This is a genomic window from Bifidobacterium stellenboschense, assembly GCF_000741785.1.
In the GTDB taxonomy this organism is placed as follows: domain Bacteria; phylum Actinomycetota; class Actinomycetes; order Actinomycetales; family Bifidobacteriaceae; genus Bifidobacterium; species Bifidobacterium stellenboschense.
Genome location: NZ_JGZP01000016.1, coordinates 110,328 through 128,215 on the forward strand (window position 1 = coordinate 110,328; position 17,888 = coordinate 128,215).

Here is a 17,888-nt window from a genome sequence, read left to right on the forward strand (position 1 = left end):
ACATCGCGCGTTTCTTAGGTTGGTGTTCTCGCGGATTCGGTGCCGAAAGGGGGCTGTTCCGGCGCCCAGGCCCGGGGCATACGTACCTAAGAAACAGTGAATGTACCTAAGAAGTGACGATGAAGGCGACGCGGAAGGTTCTGAGGCGCCCTCAGATGGCCGTCGGACGACCATCGGGCGTTCGCCGGGTGCCCGCCTCACCTTCGCGACGACGCGTCCGAGGGGATGGGGGATACTGGAGGTATGACGAATGCAGCGGATGTGAACGTGAACGAATCGGCCGAGTCTGCGGGCGCCCTGGAGGCGGGCGTGGCAGGCGCGGTGGTGACGGCGGGCGTGGCGGGCGCCGTGCCTGTCGCCATTCCGGCCGGCACCGTGGTGCTCGCCGCCACCCCGATCGGCAACGTGGGCGACGCGTCCGCGCGCCTGCGCGCCCTGCTCGAGCACGCGGACATCGTCGCCGCCGAGGACACACGCCGCCTCTACGACCTTGCGAACCGTCTGGGCGTGCATGTGAACGGCCGCGTCGTCGCCTACCATGACCACAACGAGCGCGACAAGGCCGACGGCCTGCTCGACAACGTGGAAACCGGCGCGACCGTGCTCGTCGTCTCCGACGCGGGCATGCCCACGATCAACGACCCGGGTCTCGCGATCGTGCGCCGCGCTATCGAACGCGGTCTGCCGGTCACCTGCGCGCCCGGCCCGTCCGCCGTGCTCGACGCGCTCGCCCTGTCCGGCCTGCCGACCGACCGCTTCTGCTACGAGGGCTTCCTGCCGCGCAAGCACTCCGAGCGCGTGCAGCATCTGCGCATGCTGCAGGGCGAACGCCGCACGATCGTGTTCTACGAGACGCTGCACCGCATCGACGATTCGATGGACGACCTGCTCGACGCGTTCGGCCCGAACCGCCGCATGGCCCTGTGCCGCGAGCTCACCAAGGACTACGAGCAGATCCGCCGCGGCACGATTCTCCAAATCCGCGACAGCGTGCACGACGATCCGCCGCGCGGCGAGATGGTGCTCGTCGTCGCCGGCGCTTCCGACGAGGAGGCGGCCGCCGTCGCGCCGAGCGCGCTGTCCATCGAGGACCTGGCCGTGCTCGCCATCGACCGCGCGCTCGAGGACGGCCTGCGCATCAAGGAGGCGATCACGCAGGTCGTCGGCGAACACCCGCTGCCCGACGGCACGCTCGCCAACCGCAAGCAGGTCTATCAGGCCGTCCTCGCCATCAAGCAGTAGCCTTCCGCTCTGATTCTGCTCCTCTGAGCCGGGCCTCCGCCCGGCTCATCCCTTTTGTGGTCTGGCCTTGGTGGGCTCCATCCCTTTGCTCCCCCTTGAGGGGGAGCTGTCGTATCGGTCGTTACGTGACCACCAAGGACTTCAAATCCCTTTGCTCCCCCTTGAGGGGGAGCTGTCAGCGAAGCTGACTGAGGGGGTGTCGTGAGGGGGTGTCGCGCTGCCGTCTCGCCGTCTTTAGTGTCTTTACCACCTTTAGCACCTCCAGCGATTCCGGACGTTCGTAATTATTACGGATGGCGATGAATGAGGGGAATACCATGAAGCCATAACAAAACAACAACGACAAACCGGCTGGAACAAGCCGATGTGAGAGGAAAGCGAGGTGATCGCCATGTTGGTCATGCTTATTTTCATGCTCATCGGATACCTCATACCGTCCAATGACGACGACGCGTTCTTCAAGGACATGGCCGCGCGCGACAAGGCGCGCCACGACGCGCGTCGCGCGTCCGCGGCGGCGTACCGCGAGGCGCAGGCCGCGCAGCGCCGCGCGCAGGACAGGGCCGCGCGGCAGGCCGCGCACCGTGCGATGGTGGACGCGCACAACGCGAACGTCCAGGCCGCACGCCAGAACCCGAACTCCTCGTACGCGGACCGTTCCTACTGGTTCTACTGAGCCCGCGCGCATGGACGTGCGCGCCCCGCATCCCGGCGGTGTCGTTCGTTTCCGTCGACGGAAACGAACGACACCGCCCGGACCACAGGCAGACCTCGAATACATCGTATCCACAACAACCCTGAAAGGAAATCACATGGGAAAGAAGTTCTATGCCGGACGCTCCGGTTCGAAGACGGGCATCTACGAGGATTGGGAGGAGTGCAAAAGCCATTCCTACAATCTCTGCAAGAAGTTCGACACCCGTGCCGAGGCCGAACAGTTCCTCGCCGACTCCTATGAGATGAGCTACGGCGACGCGGAGTTCGTCATGCCGGAATCGTGCTATGCGTTCACCGATGGCTCGACCCATTCGGATGCGAATGGGAACGTCGACAAGGTGGGGTATGGCGTCCTCCTCGTCGACCAGAACGGGAAGGAGCATAGGTGGAAGGATTCGTGCGCCGACCCGGCCATGCTGAAGGACCGTAATTCCGCCGGCGAGGTCATGGGGGCCACGGTCGCCATCGAGAAGGCCATGGAGCTTGGCATGACCAAGCTCGTCATCCTTCACGACTATCTCAATATCTTCACATGGGGGACGGGCCTGTACGAGGACAACGGTGCGGCCGGCGTCTCCAAGTACATCGAGACATGCAGGAAGGCGAAGGAGCACGGTCTCGCCATCACGTTCGTCCACGTCAAGGGACATTCCGGTGCTTCCGGCAACGACGAGGTCGATCGTCTGGCCAACGAGGCGGTCGGGAACTGCTGACGCCGGATCGGCTCCGCGCCCCGACGGCCGGGGCGCGGCCTGATGCGCATGCCCGATGAGACGGTGGGGGTATGCTTCGGAATCGTTCCGAAGCATACCCCCACTTCGGTCGTATACGATGCCGATGGCGTCATCATGCGGCGAAGCGAATGGTGAATAATAGAGCATGACGATGGATGAATGGAGCTGGGAACCATGGCGATGAGCGAATCCGACCTGCTTGATCTATACGGCAGGCACGCGGTGGTGGAAGGCGGTCTGGCGCAATTACAGGAAATCGCGTTGGGACGTACCGTGTCGTTGTGGCGTTTGATCAGCGATGACCACGGGCGGTACAGCGAGGATGCGGCCGCGCGGTTCGCCGACGCCATGGCGCGCAAATGCACCGCGGTGCGGCGTCTCAGGAATATCTGCCGCGTCGAAGGAATGACATGGGGCGAGATGGTGGCCTGGCAGGAATCCGCCGACGAAGGGGCCAGGCTTGCCGCCGAATTCCCTGACGTTCCGGAACCTCTCGACACTGATGACACCAATGGCGATTGGATATCTTCCGATGACGATATCGAGGGGCCCTCCTGGCAGTACGGTGATGCGATTCGGGAAACGGATGACGGAACCCAGGCGATGCTGGCCGATCTGTTCTACTGCGCGGTCAGAATCGCGGCGCAGAACCCCGAGTTTCCCCTGAACCACGACGAGCACAGCGTGTTCTTCGACTTCGCCTATATGCCGGCGGCCGATTCGGCGGGGAAGGATTACGCCGGATGGTTGGATCGGGCGTTGACGAAGCGCGAGTTCGATCTCAATGAATTCGACGACCCCCTCTGCGAAGCCGATGACGCGGCCATGAGGATGGCCCAATATTATGCATTGCTGAGCGGGTGCGAGCTGACGTATGTGCCGGGAGACGTTCGCGCGCGGGAGGAGTCTTGGGATTTCAATCCTGATTCCTACGAGATCGGGTGCCGGGATCAATGCGAGCGTTATACGCAATGGCGTGACGGGTTCATCAATCCCGATGAGTTCATCGCGCGTTATGAGCGATTCCGTCGTATGTGGGAGAAGCGGGGGCTTCCCGAAGGCCTGGATATGGACGTGTACCGTGCATTCGACCTGACGCTTGCGGAGCTTGGTATTTCGCCATTGGCATTGGGCGATCCGCGGCTCGCCACGATCAGGGGCCTGCTGCAAAACGTCAGAAAACAGTTGGAGGAGTTGGTCGGCGATGCGACGCCGAACACCGTGCCGTCCAACGGCGCGCCACGTCCGCAGGAGGACGGTCGGTGATGGCCGTGGAGAACGTGACGTTTCCATCGCGCGACGAAATCGTCCAGGAACTGTTCGACGATTTTCTGGACGCCGTGCGCAAGCCGGGTACCGCCCCGGACGATTGGGAGCCCGAACCCAAACGATCCATCATCGGTCGATATTACGATGATCTGATCAAACGGGGATTCCGCGCGCGAGTGCGGGAACGCTGGAGGGACAGGAATCGCGACGACAATCTCGGACTCATCCGATACCTCGCCGGCCGGTTGTACCGTGAATACCGATTCAGCACGGTGATCAATGATCGGTGGGAACTGGTCGAGCCGCTGCTGCACGTGCGCGCGGGCGGGCGCGATGCGAACGCGATCGGCGCCATGCGGAAGCGTGAGCGCAGCAGGGCGACTCGTGAGGAACTGCGCCGGTTGAGCGAGGCCAACGCCGACAAGGACGAGCTGAACCTCGGCGATATCACCGATGGGCAGTTGCGTGCTCTGATAGATGCCATGCTGGATCTCAAGTCGGATGAGTCCAGCGTGCGGGTGATGGAGACCCTGCACGTATACCGGCTGGAACAGGAGCTCCAACTGGATGGCAAGCCGGCCGAGTCGGATGGCGGGCCGGTACTGGGCGGCGACACGGAAAGTCGGAGAATCAGGAAGGACCTTGAACACGCGTTCGGCGGCGACAGCGGCACATGGCCGAAAAAGACCGCTTCGACGGATCTTGATTTCGACAATCGCATCGATGAAGCGATCCGTAAAGAAATGATCAACAAGGCCCGTCAATGGTTCAGCAATTGCGGATGCAATCTCAGCGCCGAGGATGATGGCGATCGATATAACGGTTCCATCCGTGTCGTTGATATTCCGGTGAAGCTGGTGAAGCTGTGGTTCGATAATCAGTCGGGGCATCCGAATCCGAGCCCGAATCCGGATGCCGGGCCGTCCGGTGCGATCGCGGACGCATATCGGTTATACCGTGCGTTTGCGAAGAGCGCCCGCAATGCGCCGGTGAACATTCCTCTCGACCGGCGCTTGATGGGCGATGGATCCCTGTATCTGCTGAGCCGCGATCAGCTCTATGCGATGGTAATCCGGCGGAATGAGGTAGGCCGGCGGATGGTGGAGTCGAGCATCGCTGCCGTGGCGAAACGCGTCGACGAGTACAGGAAGGCGATGCGATTGGCTTACAGACGTGTGCGCTCGCGTGTCGTGTTATATGGCATAGGGGATGCCATGGCGTATCTGGATGATTGGACTTCCCTTCTCAGGAATCTGACGAGGCAGCGGTATGTGCTTGCGATCGTCTGGGAACCCGATCCATGGGCGAAGTCGATTCCCGCCAAAGACGAACTCGAACAATGCGGGCGATACATGTCCCACCACATGTTGAGGCAAATGAACGAGAAGTGGGACCTCTTGCAGAAGATGAAGGAGGCGCTTGAAACGGGGAACAATGATGCGTTCGGACGATACGTGAAGAGCCTCACGAGAGAAGACCGGCGATTGGATTGGGTATCGATCATGGCCTTTCACCGTTTGATCGAGGTATATCTCCGGACTCCGAAGGACGAGAACGATATGGGCGAGATAATCAGATCGTATCGGAATCGGCCCCCGGCCCGCGGCGTCGTCAACGGCTATAGGAGAATAAACGGTGAGCCTCCGAAAGGCCGCCCCGAACGGTACCAGTGGTTCTTCGAGGAAGCCGAGTGGGATTGATAGTCCTTCGGAGAGTCCTTCGAGAGCCTTTCGCGAGGCGGATCGATGGGCGACGCTGTTCGGCGCGAGCCTATGCCGATGAGCCTATGCCGATGGCCGATGACGAACATATGCGCATCATAATAATTACGAGCTAAAGCCGCCTCCCGTTATACGCTCATGGTCATCGACGACGAAAGGACGGGGCCATGAACACGAACACCGAAGCCAGACGAAAGCGCATCCTGATGAAGCGCATACCGCTGGAGGAACGTCTGGCGGCCGCCGGACGGCTGGGGCTCTCGCCCGCCAACGCGGCCTGCATCATCCTCGATGTGGCCGCCATGCCGCTCGACGACTACTTCGCCGACATCAAGACCCTCGACAACGGATATCTGGAATTCCTCAGGCGACTGCGCGCCATCGATGGTGCCATATGCGACAAGGCGGGATTCACGAGCGACCAGGTCGACGGTTCCACCACCGTGGCCCGTATGGCGGTCATGCTGCGTGGCCTGCTCGACGCATGCCCCATGTCGCTGCGCCAGCACTCCCACGAGGAGTGCGACTTGTCCGACGGCATCATGTTGGCGGTCGAATGGTTCTCGGTGCCGCTGGAGCGCGCGTTCGAGGAGTTCGACCAGAACGGCTACGAGAAAATGCCCGAGGACTTCGAAGGGGATTACGGTGAACCGTTCGGGGCCTTGGGCGCCGCGGACGCGCATCCCAAGAGCTACGCCGCTACCGGTGTGATTGACGCGTCCGCCGCGCCGAGACCCGCCGCGTCGGAACCTGCCGCCGAACGGATTCCTCTGGAGCGTCGATTGAGCGACGCCCGGTGCCGATCGCACGGCGACGTCGTGGCCTATGGCCTGGGATCCCAGATATTCCGCTGCGCCCACGATGTCACCATGAGCAACCTGATGGCCGGATACCAGTTGCTGGTCGGCGTCGATGCGGCGCCGTCGGGCCCCGTGGCGAACGCCATGTTCGTGCTGGGACTGGATTCCGACACCGTACCCGGCTGCGCGCTGTCCGAACAGACGCTCGCCTCCGACCCCAACAGTTGTTCCTCGATGGGGACGCCGGATCTGAGCGACTACATGGACCATGACCGCGATTTGCATGTGGTCGCATTCGTCCGTCCGATGGCGGCGCTCGCCGATTGCGGATGGTCGTGACCGGCGGCGAACCATACGGTCATTTGGCTCATAATTATTACGAACGATTGAATATGCGGTGCATAGGATAAAGGCCATCACAACAGAACAGAGAAGAAAGAAACAGCCGGAACGACCGGCACACACAGGAAAGGATGCACCGATGAACAACCAGCACGACATGAAGAACGACGAACGCGATAAGAAGGGCGGCAAGCCCGTCGCGAAGACGCCGGCCCCGCGTCCCGCGAAGGCGCCGGCCCCGCGGAAGGGCTGCTCGCCCCGCACCGTCTATTTCGGCGGCGGTCTGGTCAACGACCTGCAGGAGTTCCCCGAGGACGTGTGGGCCGACCCGGCCGACCCGATGTTCGACTGGTGCTGATCGCCGATGGACGTGACGGCGGCGGACGGAGATGAAGAAGACGGAAAGGAAGGAACAACGAACATGAGCGGTACCACCGCCAACAACATCAAGGTCAGGACGACCGGGAATCTGGGCGCGCGCATTCTCGCGGCGGGGCACTTCGTCGCCAACGACACCCATGCCTCCCACCTCAACAACAACGACCTCATCATCGGCCCGTCCGGCGCCGGCAAGACCCGCGGGTACGTCAAGCCCAACCTGCTGCAGTGCTCGGGCTCCTTCATCGTTACCGACACCAAAGGCAATCTGGTGCGTGAGATCGGCCCCGTGCTCGCCGCGCACGGCTACAAGGTGGCGTGCGTGGACTTCACCGATGCCGCCGGCTGGGGGACCAGCCCCGTGCTCGGAGTCCCGCATGCGACCACGCTCGGCTACAATCCGCTTGACTTCATCCGCACGCATGGCGAACGCTTCAGCGAACAGGACGTGTTGACCGTCGCGAGTGCGCTCAGCCCGGTCGAGGCCCGCATCAACGACCCCTTCTGGGATCAGGCCGGCGCCATGTACCTGTCCGCTTTCATCGCGTACGTCATGGACTACCTGCCCCGCGACGAGCGCACGCTCTCCTCGGTGGTGCGTATGGCCAACATGATGGGCGAGACCGTCATCGAAACGTTGATGGATGAGGCGACCGCCATCGACCCCAACGGGATGACCGCGAGGCGCTGGCGTTCCATCAAGGCCCTGCAGCAGTCCGAGAAGACGAACAGCAGCATTCGGGGCATTCTGGAATCCAAGCTCGCGCCGTTGTCCTTCGACGGCGCCGACCGGTTGTTCTCCCGTCCCGACCGCATCGACTTCGTCGATCTCGCCAGCGACCGATGGGCCCTGTTCGTCAACGTCTCCGACACCGATCGTTCCATGGACCGCATGGTCAACCTGTTCTACACGCAGGCGCTGCAGCAGCTGTGCCGCTTCGCCGATGCGTGCGGAGGCAGCCACCTGCCGGTCCCGGTGCGACTGTTCCTCGACGATTTCGCGACGAATTGCCGAATCCCCGATTTCGACAAGGTGATCGCGGTGATCCGTTCGCGCGGAATCTCCGTCAGCGTGATGCTCCAGTCGCTCACCCAGCTGGAAAGCATGTACGGTGCGGCGACCGCCGACAGCATCGCCAACAACTGCGACCACTGGCTGTATCTGGGAGGGCAGGACGTGAGCACCGCGCAGCGGATCAGCTCCAAAGCGAACCGCGGACTCGCCGACATCATGCAGATGCCGCTCGGCAGAGCGTATCTGTTCGAGCGTGGGCGCAAGGCGCAACTGGTCCGTCCCTACGACCTGACCGAACACCCGCTGTTTGCGGAGACGGCCGAGGGGCGAAGCCTGAACGCCGCGGCGCGCCGTGTCGTCGCCGCGGCCGAACGCATCGTCGAGGGCGGTGGTGACGGAGGCCCGGAGGAACACGGCGACGACGGCCGCGGCGAACCGTTGTTCTGACGCGCTTCCAGCTCATCCAGCGACTCCAGCAGCACGGTGAGCGCGCGTTTGACGCCCGGCCCGCCCGCCTGCGAGACGTATTCGAGCAGCGCCGCATCCGCCTTCGGATTCGCGACCAGCCATCGTCGCAGTTCCGGCGCGACACGCGCGATATGCCACAGCACGTCCGCGTCGGTCGTCGGATCGGCGGCCACCTGCGGCGTCAATTCCAGCGGCGGCGCGGGCGGTTCCAGCGCGGCGGCGCGTGCCGCGTCCGCGCCGACCGCCGCGCTCGCCAGCCGGTCGAGCCGGTCGACGCGGTTGAGCGCGCGCATGCGCCGCGACGGATGCGACGCGCGTGCGCGGCGTCGTCTCGCGCGCCGCGTATCGCCGTCGCGCGGCAGTCGCGCGCGGCTCACGGCGCGACTCCGACGCGACGGCGGTCATCGACGCGACGACTGTCGCCGTGACGACGGTCGATGCGACGACTATCGACATGCCGGTGATCGTAGGAGCGACGCACGCCGGAGAGACACGCGCGGGTGCGCGGCATCGTCGACATGCACGGATTCTCGTCGAGGATCGTGGCGCAGTCGTCGGGCGTGAAATCGTAGGCGTCCATGAGGTCGACGATTCGTTCCGTGTAGTCGTTCGGGTGCGCGGCGGTGGCATGCAGCGAGGCGACGTCGCACGCGGTGCGCGTCGGATCGGTGACGCGCAGATTGCCGATCGTGACGAGATGACGCGGCGTGACCTTACGCGTGAACGCGCGGACCCGATGACCGAAATGCCGCATGCGGAAATGCGACCGGGACAGCACGTCGAGCGTGCGCGGGAACTCGCCGCCCATCCACACCCACATGGCGGTGAGCGCGCACGCCGCCGTGGAATGGGGAATGATGCGGTGCACGATCGAGGCGCGGCCGTATAGGGTGGCCGCATGCTCCGACCAGTAGCCGCTCTCCATGTCGTCCAATGTGGTGATCGTGCCTTCGGCGGCAAGCCGGCCGAGACTCATCGGGCCGGGCAGGTCGCGTTCACGCAGGATCGTCGGCACGAGCGGCGTCGTGCGCAGCCTGGGCGGCGGCTTGGGCGGTGTGGGTACGGGTGGTTCGGGTGATGCGGGTGGTGCGGGTGCGGGTGCGGGTGATAGTGGGGATGGTGGAGGCGGTTCAGTGCCCGCGGCGGTGGCATACACCGTCGTTCGGGTGTCGGCTGGAGTGGTGTCGGCTGGAGCGGTGGTGGCTGGAGCGGTGTCGGTCGTGCCGGCGATGGTGTGGTCGGGCGGGGCGGTGCCCGCGGGGAGGAGTGCTGTCGTGTTCGTCGTTGAAGGTTCCATGACCACACCGTAGGGCGTACGCGTCGTGCGCGCCAGCCGGGAGAGCTACCGGAGGGCCACGGTGGATAATCCGGTGGACAGCCGCGCGGTTATCCACCGGCCGTGGGTCGTCCGGCTGGGATGCGTAGCGGTTCCTCCCGCTGCGGCGTGGCGGGTGGTGATGACGCGTGCTGCATCCGTGTTCCTCCCGCTGGCGGGAGGTGGCGTGCGGAGCACGTCGGAGGGTGGTCCCGGCGTGTCCCCGGCGCGCCGGATAATTCGGTCTTATGAGTCATATTCTGGTGAATGTTGCATGGCCGTACGCGAACGGCCCCCGCCATATCGGCCACGTGGCCGGTTTCGGCGTCCCCTCCGACGTGTACGCCCGCTACGAACGCATGAAGGGCAACGACGTGCTGATGGTCTCCGGCACCGACGAGCACGGCACCCCGATCCTCGTCGAGGCGGAGAAGGAGGGCCTGACCGCGCAGGAGCTCGCGAACCGCTACAACCGCGTGATCGCCAAGGATCTGTGCGACCTGGGTCTGAGCTACGACCTGTTCACGCGCACCACCACCGGCAACCACGAGCACGTGGTGCAGGAGATGTTCACGCAGTGCCTGAAGAACGGCTACATCTACAAGGGCACGCAGCGGGTGGCGATCTCCCCGTCCACCGGCCGCACCCTGCCGGACCGCTACATCGAAGGCGAGTGCCCGATCTGCCACACCGAGGGCGCGCGCGGCGACCAGTGCGACGCCTGCGGCAACGAGCTCGATCCGGACGAGCTCATCAACCCCGTCTCCAAGATCAACGGCGAGACGCCGCGCTTCGAGGAGACCGAACACTATTTCCTCGACCTGCCGGCGCTCGCCGAGGCGAACCTCGCCTGGCTGAACACCCGTGAAGGCTGGCGCACCAACGTCATCAACTTCTCCAAGGGCCTGTTCAAGGAGGTCAAGCCGCGCGCCATCACCCGCGACATCGATTGGGGCATCCCGGTGCCGGTGAAGGGCTGGATCGACAACCCGAACAAGAAGCTGTACGTGTGGTTCGACGCCGTAATCGGCTACCTGTCCGCCTCGATCGAGTGGGCGCGCCGCCAGGGCGACCCGGAGCTGTGGCGCCAGTGGTGGAATGACCCGTCCTGCCCGGCCTACTACTTCATGGGCAAGGACAACATCACGTTCCACTCCCAGATCTGGCCCTCCGAGATGCTCGCCTACAACGGCCAGGGCTCCAAGGGCGGCGAGACCGGCAAGCTCGGCCCGCTGAACATGCCCGAGCAGGTCGTCGCCTCCGAGTTCATGACGATGGAAGGCAAGAAGTTCTCCTCCTCGCGCGGCATCGTCATCTACGTCAAGGACATCCTCTCCCGTTACCCGGTGGACGCGGTGCGCTACTACATCTCGATCGCCGGCCCGGAGAGCTCCGACTCCGACTTCACGTGGGCCGAGTTCGTGCGCCACAACAACGAGGAGCTCGCCTCCTCGTGGGGCAACCTGGTCAACCGCGTCGCCAACCTCATCGCCAAGAACTTCGGCGAGATCCCCGCGCTCGACGAGGATTCGATGACCGACGAGGACCGCGCCCTGCTCGACGAGACGCGCGGCGCGTTCGCCACGGTCGGCGGCTTCATCGAGAACCACCACCAGAAGGCGGGCCTCATCGAGGCGATGCGCGTGGTCGGCGACATCAACAAGTACATCTCCGCGACCGAGCCGTGGAAGATCAAGGACGACGAAAAGCGTCTCGGCACCGTGCTGCACGTGGCCGCGCAGGCCGTCTCCGACGCGAACCACCTGCTCGCCCCGTTCCTGCCGCACGCTTCGCAGAAGGTGTGGGAGGCTCTGGGCGGCAAGGGCGTGTTCTCGCCGCTGCCGCGCCTCGAAGAAGTCGAGGATCTCGACAAGCCGGGCTTCAACTACCCGATCATCACCGGCGACTACAAGCTCGGCGAGACCGTGCACCCGTGGGAGAGCGAGCCGATCGAGGTGGGCGCTCCCGTCGCCAAGCCGACGCCGATCTTCGCGAAGATCCCGAAGGAGGCCGTCGAGGAGGAGCTCGCCCGCTTCGACGAGGCGCTCGCCGCCCGTCGCGCCGCCGAGGCCGAGCGCCTCGCCGCCGAAAAGGCCAAGCTCGCCGCCGAGGAGAAGGCGGAGTAAGACCGGTTGTCTTGCTCCCGCCGGCGGGCGGGTTCGTGCATGCCGTGAACCTTGTCTTGCTCCCGCTGGCGGGCTGAGCCGTGGAGCAAACGTGGAAGCGTTTGTAGGCGAAGGCGAACGACAGTGAGCAAATATGATGTCGGCCGAAGGCCGTCCATAATTGCAGGGGCCGGAGGCTGTCCCGCGAAGCGGGACTGAGGGTGGTTGTCCGGTATGTCGGCCGGTGGTCACTCTCACCGGGAACCCACCGGGTCCACCCGCCGGGACCACCGCCCGCCGGGAACCCGCCGGGACCACCCCAGTCGGCCTGCGGCCGACAGCCCCCGCCAGCGGGGGCGGATTGGTACGCAGCTTCGCGAGGCAGTCGCCGAGGCTTGACATCCCCGCCAGCGGGGCGGATTCCGTCGCTGTCTCGGGGTTGCCTGTGCGGTTGCGACAGACTCCGCCGGCGGGGGCGGATTGGCGGGGCCGATGCTAAGCGGTTACAAAATCGTTACATAGTGCACAGAAGTTTCTCAGGAACGCGCATCATTCCTCCAAGGGATTGACGGTTAACTTAGTCATGTCAGCGGTTGGGAGTTCCTCCCGAAGTCAATATCACTGGCGAGGTTCTTCCCGGACCCCATAACTGAACCCTTCTTCTCTCTTCTCTCTCACCCGGCGGCTTCTCCCCGCCGGGTTTCTTTTTGCCGCGTCGTCGCGCTCGCGTTCGGTTTCCGTTTCCTTGTTCCCGTCCGGTTCCCGTGTCCGGAGGGTCCGTTCCCGGTTTCATGTCCGAAGGAGCCGCGTCCGGACCGCGTCCGGACATGCCGACTCCCCGTCGGCCGCCGCCGACCCTTCGTGGGCGTACGTTCGTGACGGTATTAATCGTCTTCATCGTCACGAACGTACACTGACGATTTCTCAGCGTACGTTCGTGACGGCAGCCGGGGAAAATACCGTCGAGACCGTACGCGCCGAAATCGGCGCCCTGGGGAACCGATGAACGTATATCATTAACGAGGGATATGCGGCTGATACCGACATACAGCAAGGAGGCACCCATTATGGCCGACAGCGAGAACGGCAGGGAGACACCCGCCATGGCCGACAACGAGAACGACAAGAAGACACTTGCCATGACCGACAATGAGAACGGCGATAAGGAACCCATCACGACCGATGACGAGCATGTCGTCGTCGGCGCCCTTTTCCGAACCACCATCAGGGATTTCTACAGCGGCAAGCCCGTCGAGGTCACCGCCCGCTGGGTCGATCCCGAGACAACCGTCGTGACCGGCGGCCGCAAAGAGAGGGGACGCAATGGGGAGCTTCTCGAGGAGCCCATCCCGGTCATGATCGATGACAGGCATTTCATTCCCGGGGCCTTCTTCCGAACCACCGTCGAGAACTCCTACACCGGGGAGCCCACCGATGTCATCGCCCGCTGGGGAAGTTCCGAGGGTTCCTTCATGGAGATGTCGGATTGCAAGCCCGTCTTCTTCTACGTCTACGAACATGAGTGGGGCTGGATACGCCGGTTGGTCCCCCTGGACGAGCACGGGGCCGACACGGTCTCAATCGAGAAGGTGACCGACCCCGATGAGATCGCCGTCGCCAGAAAGTGGCTCGAGCCGCTCGTCAGCGAGTTCACCCGCGGCGAATTGGAATGGCGTCACGCCGATGGCATCCTGCGTGTGACCAACAGGGTGGGGTTTGACCTCAAGACCGCCGTCGAACAGGTGGGTCGCATCTACTCGTTCCCGTTCAGCGACATGCTGCTGGACGCCCTCATCGACGAGTACGGCGCGACCGGAAGCACCATGAGCTCGTTCGTCGCGCTGTGGCGCGCCGCGGCGTATGTGGAGCGCAACGACGGCGGGAACCGGTGAGCGTTATGCAAAAGCGTTGTTTTTGTGAAACGAACTGTGCCTGAAACCTCTGTTTTTGTGAAATTACGCTGGGTTGAAACCTCTGTTTTTGTGAAAAAGATTGATTTTCCAACGATTTGGCCTGGAATACGTGCTTCACCCCAAGCCGTTGGCGGTGGCCGGCGACAGAAGATACCTGCCGTTGTACATGGCCGGATTGCTATAGGGGTATAGGGACCGGAATCGGCACGCCGCGCGCCTCGCTAGACTGGGCGGGTATGAGCAAGCATCATCATCGCGACCGCAGTTGGGCTCCGGCACCGGAATCATTGCCGGAAGACGCCCACGTCATCGACAATCACACACACGTCGCATCCGTCGTGCCGTTCGCACGCGCGATGAGCCACGAGGCCGTCGCGAAGGGACAACCCGAAGTCCCTGTCTACGATGTCGATGAGCTGCTTGCGCAGGCGAAAACGGTCGGCGTGACCGGCATCATTGACTGCGGCTGCGAGTACCCGAACCTCCAACGCGCGATCGACATGGCCGTCGACCACCCCGGCCAAGTCCACGCGGCCATCGCCATCCACCCGAACGAGGCCGTGCGGCACGGGCATCGCGCCGTGGCCGGCCCGGACGGACTCGCCGTCACGTACAAGCCGTACCACGACGTGCCGTTCGACGAGGCCATGGCCGAGGTCGAACGCCTCGCACGCGCCTACCCGGACCAGGTCGTCGCGATCGGCGAGACCGGCATGGACCTGTTCCGCACCGGCGAGGGCGCGCTGGAACTGCAGCGCGAGGCGTTCCGCGCGCATATCGCGCTCGCCAAGGAGCTGAATCTGCCGATGCAGATCCACGACCGCGATTCGCACAAAGAGGTCATCGAGACGCTGCTCGCCGACGGCGCGCCCGAACGCACCGTCTTCCACTCGTACTCCGGCGACGCCGAGATGGCCGAGATCGCGCGCAAGCACGGCTGGTACCTGAGCTTCTCCGGCACCGTGAGCTACAAGGGCAACGAGGGGATCCGCGAATCATTGCGCATCGTCGGACTCGACCACGCGATGGTGGAGACCGACGCGCCGTACCTCACGCCGATGCCGTACCGCGGGCGCACGAACGCGCCGTACATGATCCCGTACACGCTGCGCGCGATGGCCGACACGCTCGACCTGCCGCTCGCGGCGGTGGCGCGCGGCACCCGCGCCACCACGCGCGCGGTCTACGGCGTGTGAGGCGCGGCGGCGTGTGCGTGCGGTGACGGTGCGGTGACGCGGGTGCGGCGGCGGTGACGATGGCACGGCGGCGCGGGTTTATCGGGCGAAGTGGGGGAGCGGTGGTGGATTTCCGCTGATTTCGCGGCGATGATTCGCACTGCTGGTGAATTTGTGGTGATTGCGTCGGCGGACTACGATGTGTGTCCGAAGAAAAGCGAGTGTGACGCAAGAGACGAAAGAGCATCGAGAACGGCAGGCAGTGTGAGGCCGCGCCGCATGGAGGATTGAGCGTATGGCTGACCGCAATCAGCAGACCAAACGCGCCCGCAAGGTGGTAAGCGGCACCGCGAACAATACGAGCAACAGTACGGGCGCCGGCGAGCTGGCCGGCGCGAACGAATCCGGCAAGGCCAAGGCCGCTTCGGTGAAGCCCCGACCGGACGACGGGCGCCAAGCGAAGGCCAAGGCGGAGAAGGAGGCGCTGCTGAGGGCCGACACCTTCACCAACGCGCCGAAGGTCTCCCGCCGCACGCTCACCAAAGAGGAGCGCGAGGTCCTCGTCAAGCAGGCGGAGGCCAAGAACAAGGAAGCCGAGAAACTCGCCACCACCGCCGCGAAGGGACGATTCGGCCGCTGGTGGGCGCGCCTGCAGTCCGGGCCGAACAAGGTCAGCTGGGGCATGATGATCGTCGCGCTCGGCGTCGTCTACGGCGACATCGGCACCTCGCCGCTCTACACCGCGCAGACGTTCCTCACCGGGCAGGGAGGTATCGGCAGCGTCGACCGCGAGGCCGTGCTCGGCATGCTCTCGCTGGTCTTCTGGTCGATCACGCTGATCACCACCGTCAAATACGTGCTCATCGCGATGAAGATCGACAACAACGGCGAAGGCGGCATCTTCGCGCTGTACTCGCTGATCCGCCGCCGCGGCGCATGGCTCGCGATCCCCGCGATGGTCGGCGGCGCCGCGTTCCTCGCCGATTCGGTGCTCACGCCGGCCGTGTCGATCAGCTCCGCCGTCGAAGGCCTGCAGACGCTGCCGCCGCTCGAGCATCTCTTCGACGAGAATCCGAGTCTCACGTTGATGATCACCGTGGTCATCATCGTCGTGCTGTTCATGGTGCAGTCGCGCGGCACGGAGAGCATCGGTCGCGTGTTCGGCTCGATCGTGCTCGTCTGGTTCAGCTTCCTCGCCGTCGTCGGCCTCGTGAACCTCGCGCAGGACTGGACGGTGTTCGCCGCGCTCAACCCGGTGTACGGCGTGCGGTTCCTGTTCAGCCCGCACAACGACGCCGGCATCGCGCTCATGGGCACCGTGTTCCTCGCGACCACCGGCGCCGAGGCGCTCTACTCCGACATGGGTCATGTGGGCCGCGGCAACATCTACTTCACGTGGCCGTTCATCAAGGTCGCGCTCGTCTGCTGCTACTTCGGCCAGGGCGCGTGGATCCTCGCGCACAGCCGCGACCCGCACTACACGACGATGAGATCGTTGAACCCGTTCTTCCAGATGATGACCCCGGACGTGCGCTACGTAGCGGTCGTGCTGTCCGTCACCGCCGGCGTGATCGCGTCGCAGGCGCTCATCACCGGCGCGTTCACGATGGTCTCCGAGGCGACGCGACTCAACTGGATGCCGCATCTTCAGGTGCGCTACCCGGCGCGCACGCGCGGGCAGCTGTACATCCCGGTCGTCAACGCGGTGCTGTGCGTCGCGACGCTGCTCGTGCTCGCGATGTTCAAGGATTCCGAACACATCTCCGCCGCGTACGGGCTCGCGCTCACCATCACGATGATCACGACGACGATCCTGCTCGCCGTGTACATCTGGTACGCGGGGCGGCGGCTCGGCGCGATCGTGTTCCTCGTGCTGTTCCTCGCCATCCAGATCCTGTTCTTCATCGCGTCGATGGCGAAGTTCCTGCACGGCGGCTGGTTCACGATGCTGCTCACCATCGCGATCCTGTTCGTCATGTACACGTGGAACGAGGGCACGAAGCTGGAACGCGCGCAACGCCGCCACATGCGCCCGAAGGACTTCCTGCCCACATTGGAGAAACTGCACGGCGACTTCCGCATCCCGTACTTCGCCGACAACATCGTCTACCTGACGTCCGATACCGAGACGAAACGACTCGACACCGACATCTTCTTCTCCATCTTCGCCGACCACCCGAAGCGCGCCCGCGCATGGTGGGCGGTGAGCGTGGAGACCACCGACCAGCCGTTCACGCGCGAATACGAGGTGCAGAACTTCGGCACCGACTTCCTGTTCCGCGTGCGTATCCGGCTCGGATTCAAAGTGTCGCAGTCGATTCCGGCGTACCTGCACCAGATCATGCACGACCTGTCGAAGACCGGCGAGCTGCCGCAGCAGAAGTCGCTGTACCCGAAGGTCGACGCCGATCCGAACATCGGCACGATCCGGTACGTGCTGATCCACAAGGCGCTGATGCCGGAGTCGAAGGTCTCCGCGCGCGGGGCGCTGTCGCTGCAGACCAAGTACGCGATCCGCCATGCGGCCGGCTCGCCGGTCAAATGGTTCGGACTCGCGCCGTACAACCCGCTCGTCGAAGTGCAGCCGCTGTTCGTGTCCACGCGCAGGCCACCGCGGTTGAAGCGTATCGAACGTGCCGCCGGAATCGAGCCGATCACCGGGGATCTGCCGCCGGTGCGGTGAAACCTGTGGTG

The 17,888-nt window shown here is 64.2% G+C and carries 13 protein-coding genes and 1 pseudogene; 12 read left to right on the plus strand and 2 right to left on the minus strand.

The features are described 5' to 3' along the window. Positions 1-243: 243 nt before the first annotated feature. The 8 genes from rsmI to BSTEL_RS08620 all read left to right on the plus strand — a co-directional run bounded on the left by rsmI (position 244) and on the right by BSTEL_RS08620 (position 8,665). The gene (rsmI, locus tag BSTEL_RS08585) at positions 244-1,242 is read left to right on the plus strand and encodes a 16S rRNA (cytidine(1402)-2'-O)-methyltransferase (protein WP_051922995.1); all 999 of its coding nucleotides are present in this window, start codon (positions 244-246) and stop codon (positions 1,240-1,242) included. A 400-nt stretch (positions 1,243-1,642) separates the two neighbouring features. Beyond that, a complete protein-coding gene (locus BSTEL_RS12205; RefSeq protein ID WP_156963245.1) occupies positions 1,643-1,918 on the plus strand; it encodes a hypothetical protein in 276 nt (91 codons plus the stop codon). Between the two features lie 136 nt (positions 1,919-2,054). Then, positions 2,055-2,672, plus strand: a complete 618-nt coding sequence (locus tag BSTEL_RS11880) for a ribonuclease H family protein (RefSeq protein WP_034529566.1) — start codon at positions 2,055-2,057, stop codon at positions 2,670-2,672. Positions 2,673-2,867: 195 nt separating this feature from the next. Then, a complete protein-coding gene (locus BSTEL_RS08600) occupies positions 2,868-3,959 on the plus strand; it encodes a hypothetical protein (RefSeq protein WP_162178992.1) in 1,092 nt (363 codons plus the stop codon). Beyond that, entirely contained in the window at positions 3,959-5,662 is a 1,704-nt protein-coding gene (locus BSTEL_RS08605) for a hypothetical protein (RefSeq protein WP_034529572.1), read from the plus strand. The genes BSTEL_RS08600 and BSTEL_RS08605 overlap by 1 nt, the downstream gene beginning before the upstream one ends. Before the next feature lie 188 nt (positions 5,663-5,850). Next, entirely contained in the window at positions 5,851-6,822 is a 972-nt protein-coding gene (locus BSTEL_RS08610; protein ID WP_034529574.1) for a hypothetical protein, read from the plus strand. 142 nt (positions 6,823-6,964) lie between these two features. After that, entirely contained in the window at positions 6,965-7,183 is a 219-nt protein-coding gene (locus BSTEL_RS08615; protein ID WP_034529576.1) for a hypothetical protein, read from the plus strand. Positions 7,184-7,246: 63 nt separating this feature from the next. Further along, positions 7,247-8,665, plus strand: a complete 1,419-nt coding sequence (locus BSTEL_RS08620; RefSeq protein ID WP_051922996.1) for a VirD4-like conjugal transfer protein, CD1115 family — start codon at positions 7,247-7,249, stop codon at positions 8,663-8,665. 17 nt (positions 8,666-8,682) lie between these two features. On the opposite strand, the pseudogene BSTEL_RS11885 reads toward BSTEL_RS08620, so the two are convergent. Together BSTEL_RS11885 and BSTEL_RS08625 are read right to left on the minus strand one after the other, a co-directional pair. Then, positions 8,683-9,091 (minus strand): annotated as a pseudogene (locus BSTEL_RS11885) (variant leucine-rich repeat-containing protein); the annotation flags it as partial. After that, on the minus strand, positions 9,060-9,701 hold the full coding sequence (locus BSTEL_RS08625; protein ID WP_051922997.1) for a hypothetical protein: 642 nt from the start codon (positions 9,699-9,701) through the stop codon (positions 9,060-9,062). The pseudogene BSTEL_RS11885 and the gene BSTEL_RS08625, both read right to left, overlap by 32 nt. 548 nt (positions 9,702-10,249) lie before the next feature. Here BSTEL_RS08625 and metG point away from each other — a divergent pair. From metG to BSTEL_RS08645, 4 genes are all read left to right on the plus strand, one after another. Beyond that, positions 10,250-12,127, plus strand: a complete 1,878-nt coding sequence (metG, locus tag BSTEL_RS08630) for a methionine--tRNA ligase (protein WP_034529578.1) — start codon at positions 10,250-10,252, stop codon at positions 12,125-12,127. Positions 12,128-13,173: 1,046 nt separating this feature from the next. Continuing rightward, positions 13,174-13,998 (plus strand): hypothetical protein, encoded by an 825-nt coding sequence (locus BSTEL_RS08635; RefSeq protein ID WP_034529579.1) that lies wholly within the window; start codon positions 13,174-13,176, stop codon positions 13,996-13,998. A gap of 257 nt (positions 13,999-14,255) precedes the next feature. Continuing rightward, positions 14,256-15,215 carry a TatD family hydrolase gene (locus BSTEL_RS08640; protein ID WP_034529580.1) on the plus strand — a complete coding sequence of 320 codons (960 nt, stop codon included), beginning with the start codon at positions 14,256-14,258 and terminating at the stop codon, positions 15,213-15,215. Positions 15,216-15,489: 274 nt separating this feature from the next. Beyond that, entirely contained in the window at positions 15,490-17,877 is a 2,388-nt protein-coding gene (locus BSTEL_RS08645) for a KUP/HAK/KT family potassium transporter (RefSeq protein WP_084686219.1), read from the plus strand. The last annotated feature ends 11 nt before the right edge of the window (positions 17,878-17,888 follow it).

Excerpts from the sequence above, each read along its gene's own strand:
- rsmI (WP_051922995.1), top strand. The coding sequence starts at position 244 with ATGACGAATGCAGCGGATGTGAACGTGAACGAATCGGCCGAGTCTGCG.
- BSTEL_RS12205 (WP_156963245.1), top strand. The coding sequence starts at position 1,643 with ATGCTTATTTTCATGCTCATCGGATACCTCATACCGTCCAATGACGAC.
- BSTEL_RS11880 (WP_034529566.1), top strand. The coding sequence starts at position 2,055 with ATGGGAAAGAAGTTCTATGCCGGACGCTCCGGTTCGAAGACGGGCATC.
- BSTEL_RS08600 (WP_162178992.1), top strand. The coding sequence starts at position 2,868 with ATGGCGATGAGCGAATCCGACCTGCTTGATCTATACGGCAGGCACGCG.
- BSTEL_RS08605 (WP_034529572.1), top strand. The coding sequence starts at position 3,959 with ATGGCCGTGGAGAACGTGACGTTTCCATCGCGCGACGAAATCGTCCAG.
- BSTEL_RS08610 (WP_034529574.1), top strand. The coding sequence starts at position 5,851 with ATGAACACGAACACCGAAGCCAGACGAAAGCGCATCCTGATGAAGCGC.
- BSTEL_RS08615 (WP_034529576.1), top strand. The coding sequence starts at position 6,965 with ATGAACAACCAGCACGACATGAAGAACGACGAACGCGATAAGAAGGGC.
- BSTEL_RS08620 (WP_051922996.1), top strand. The coding sequence starts at position 7,247 with ATGAGCGGTACCACCGCCAACAACATCAAGGTCAGGACGACCGGGAAT.
- metG (WP_034529578.1), top strand. The coding sequence starts at position 10,250 with ATGAGTCATATTCTGGTGAATGTTGCATGGCCGTACGCGAACGGCCCC.
- BSTEL_RS08635 (WP_034529579.1), top strand. The coding sequence starts at position 13,174 with ATGGCCGACAGCGAGAACGGCAGGGAGACACCCGCCATGGCCGACAAC.
- BSTEL_RS08640 (WP_034529580.1), top strand. The coding sequence starts at position 14,256 with ATGAGCAAGCATCATCATCGCGACCGCAGTTGGGCTCCGGCACCGGAA.
- BSTEL_RS08645 (WP_084686219.1), top strand. The coding sequence starts at position 15,490 with ATGGCTGACCGCAATCAGCAGACCAAACGCGCCCGCAAGGTGGTAAGC.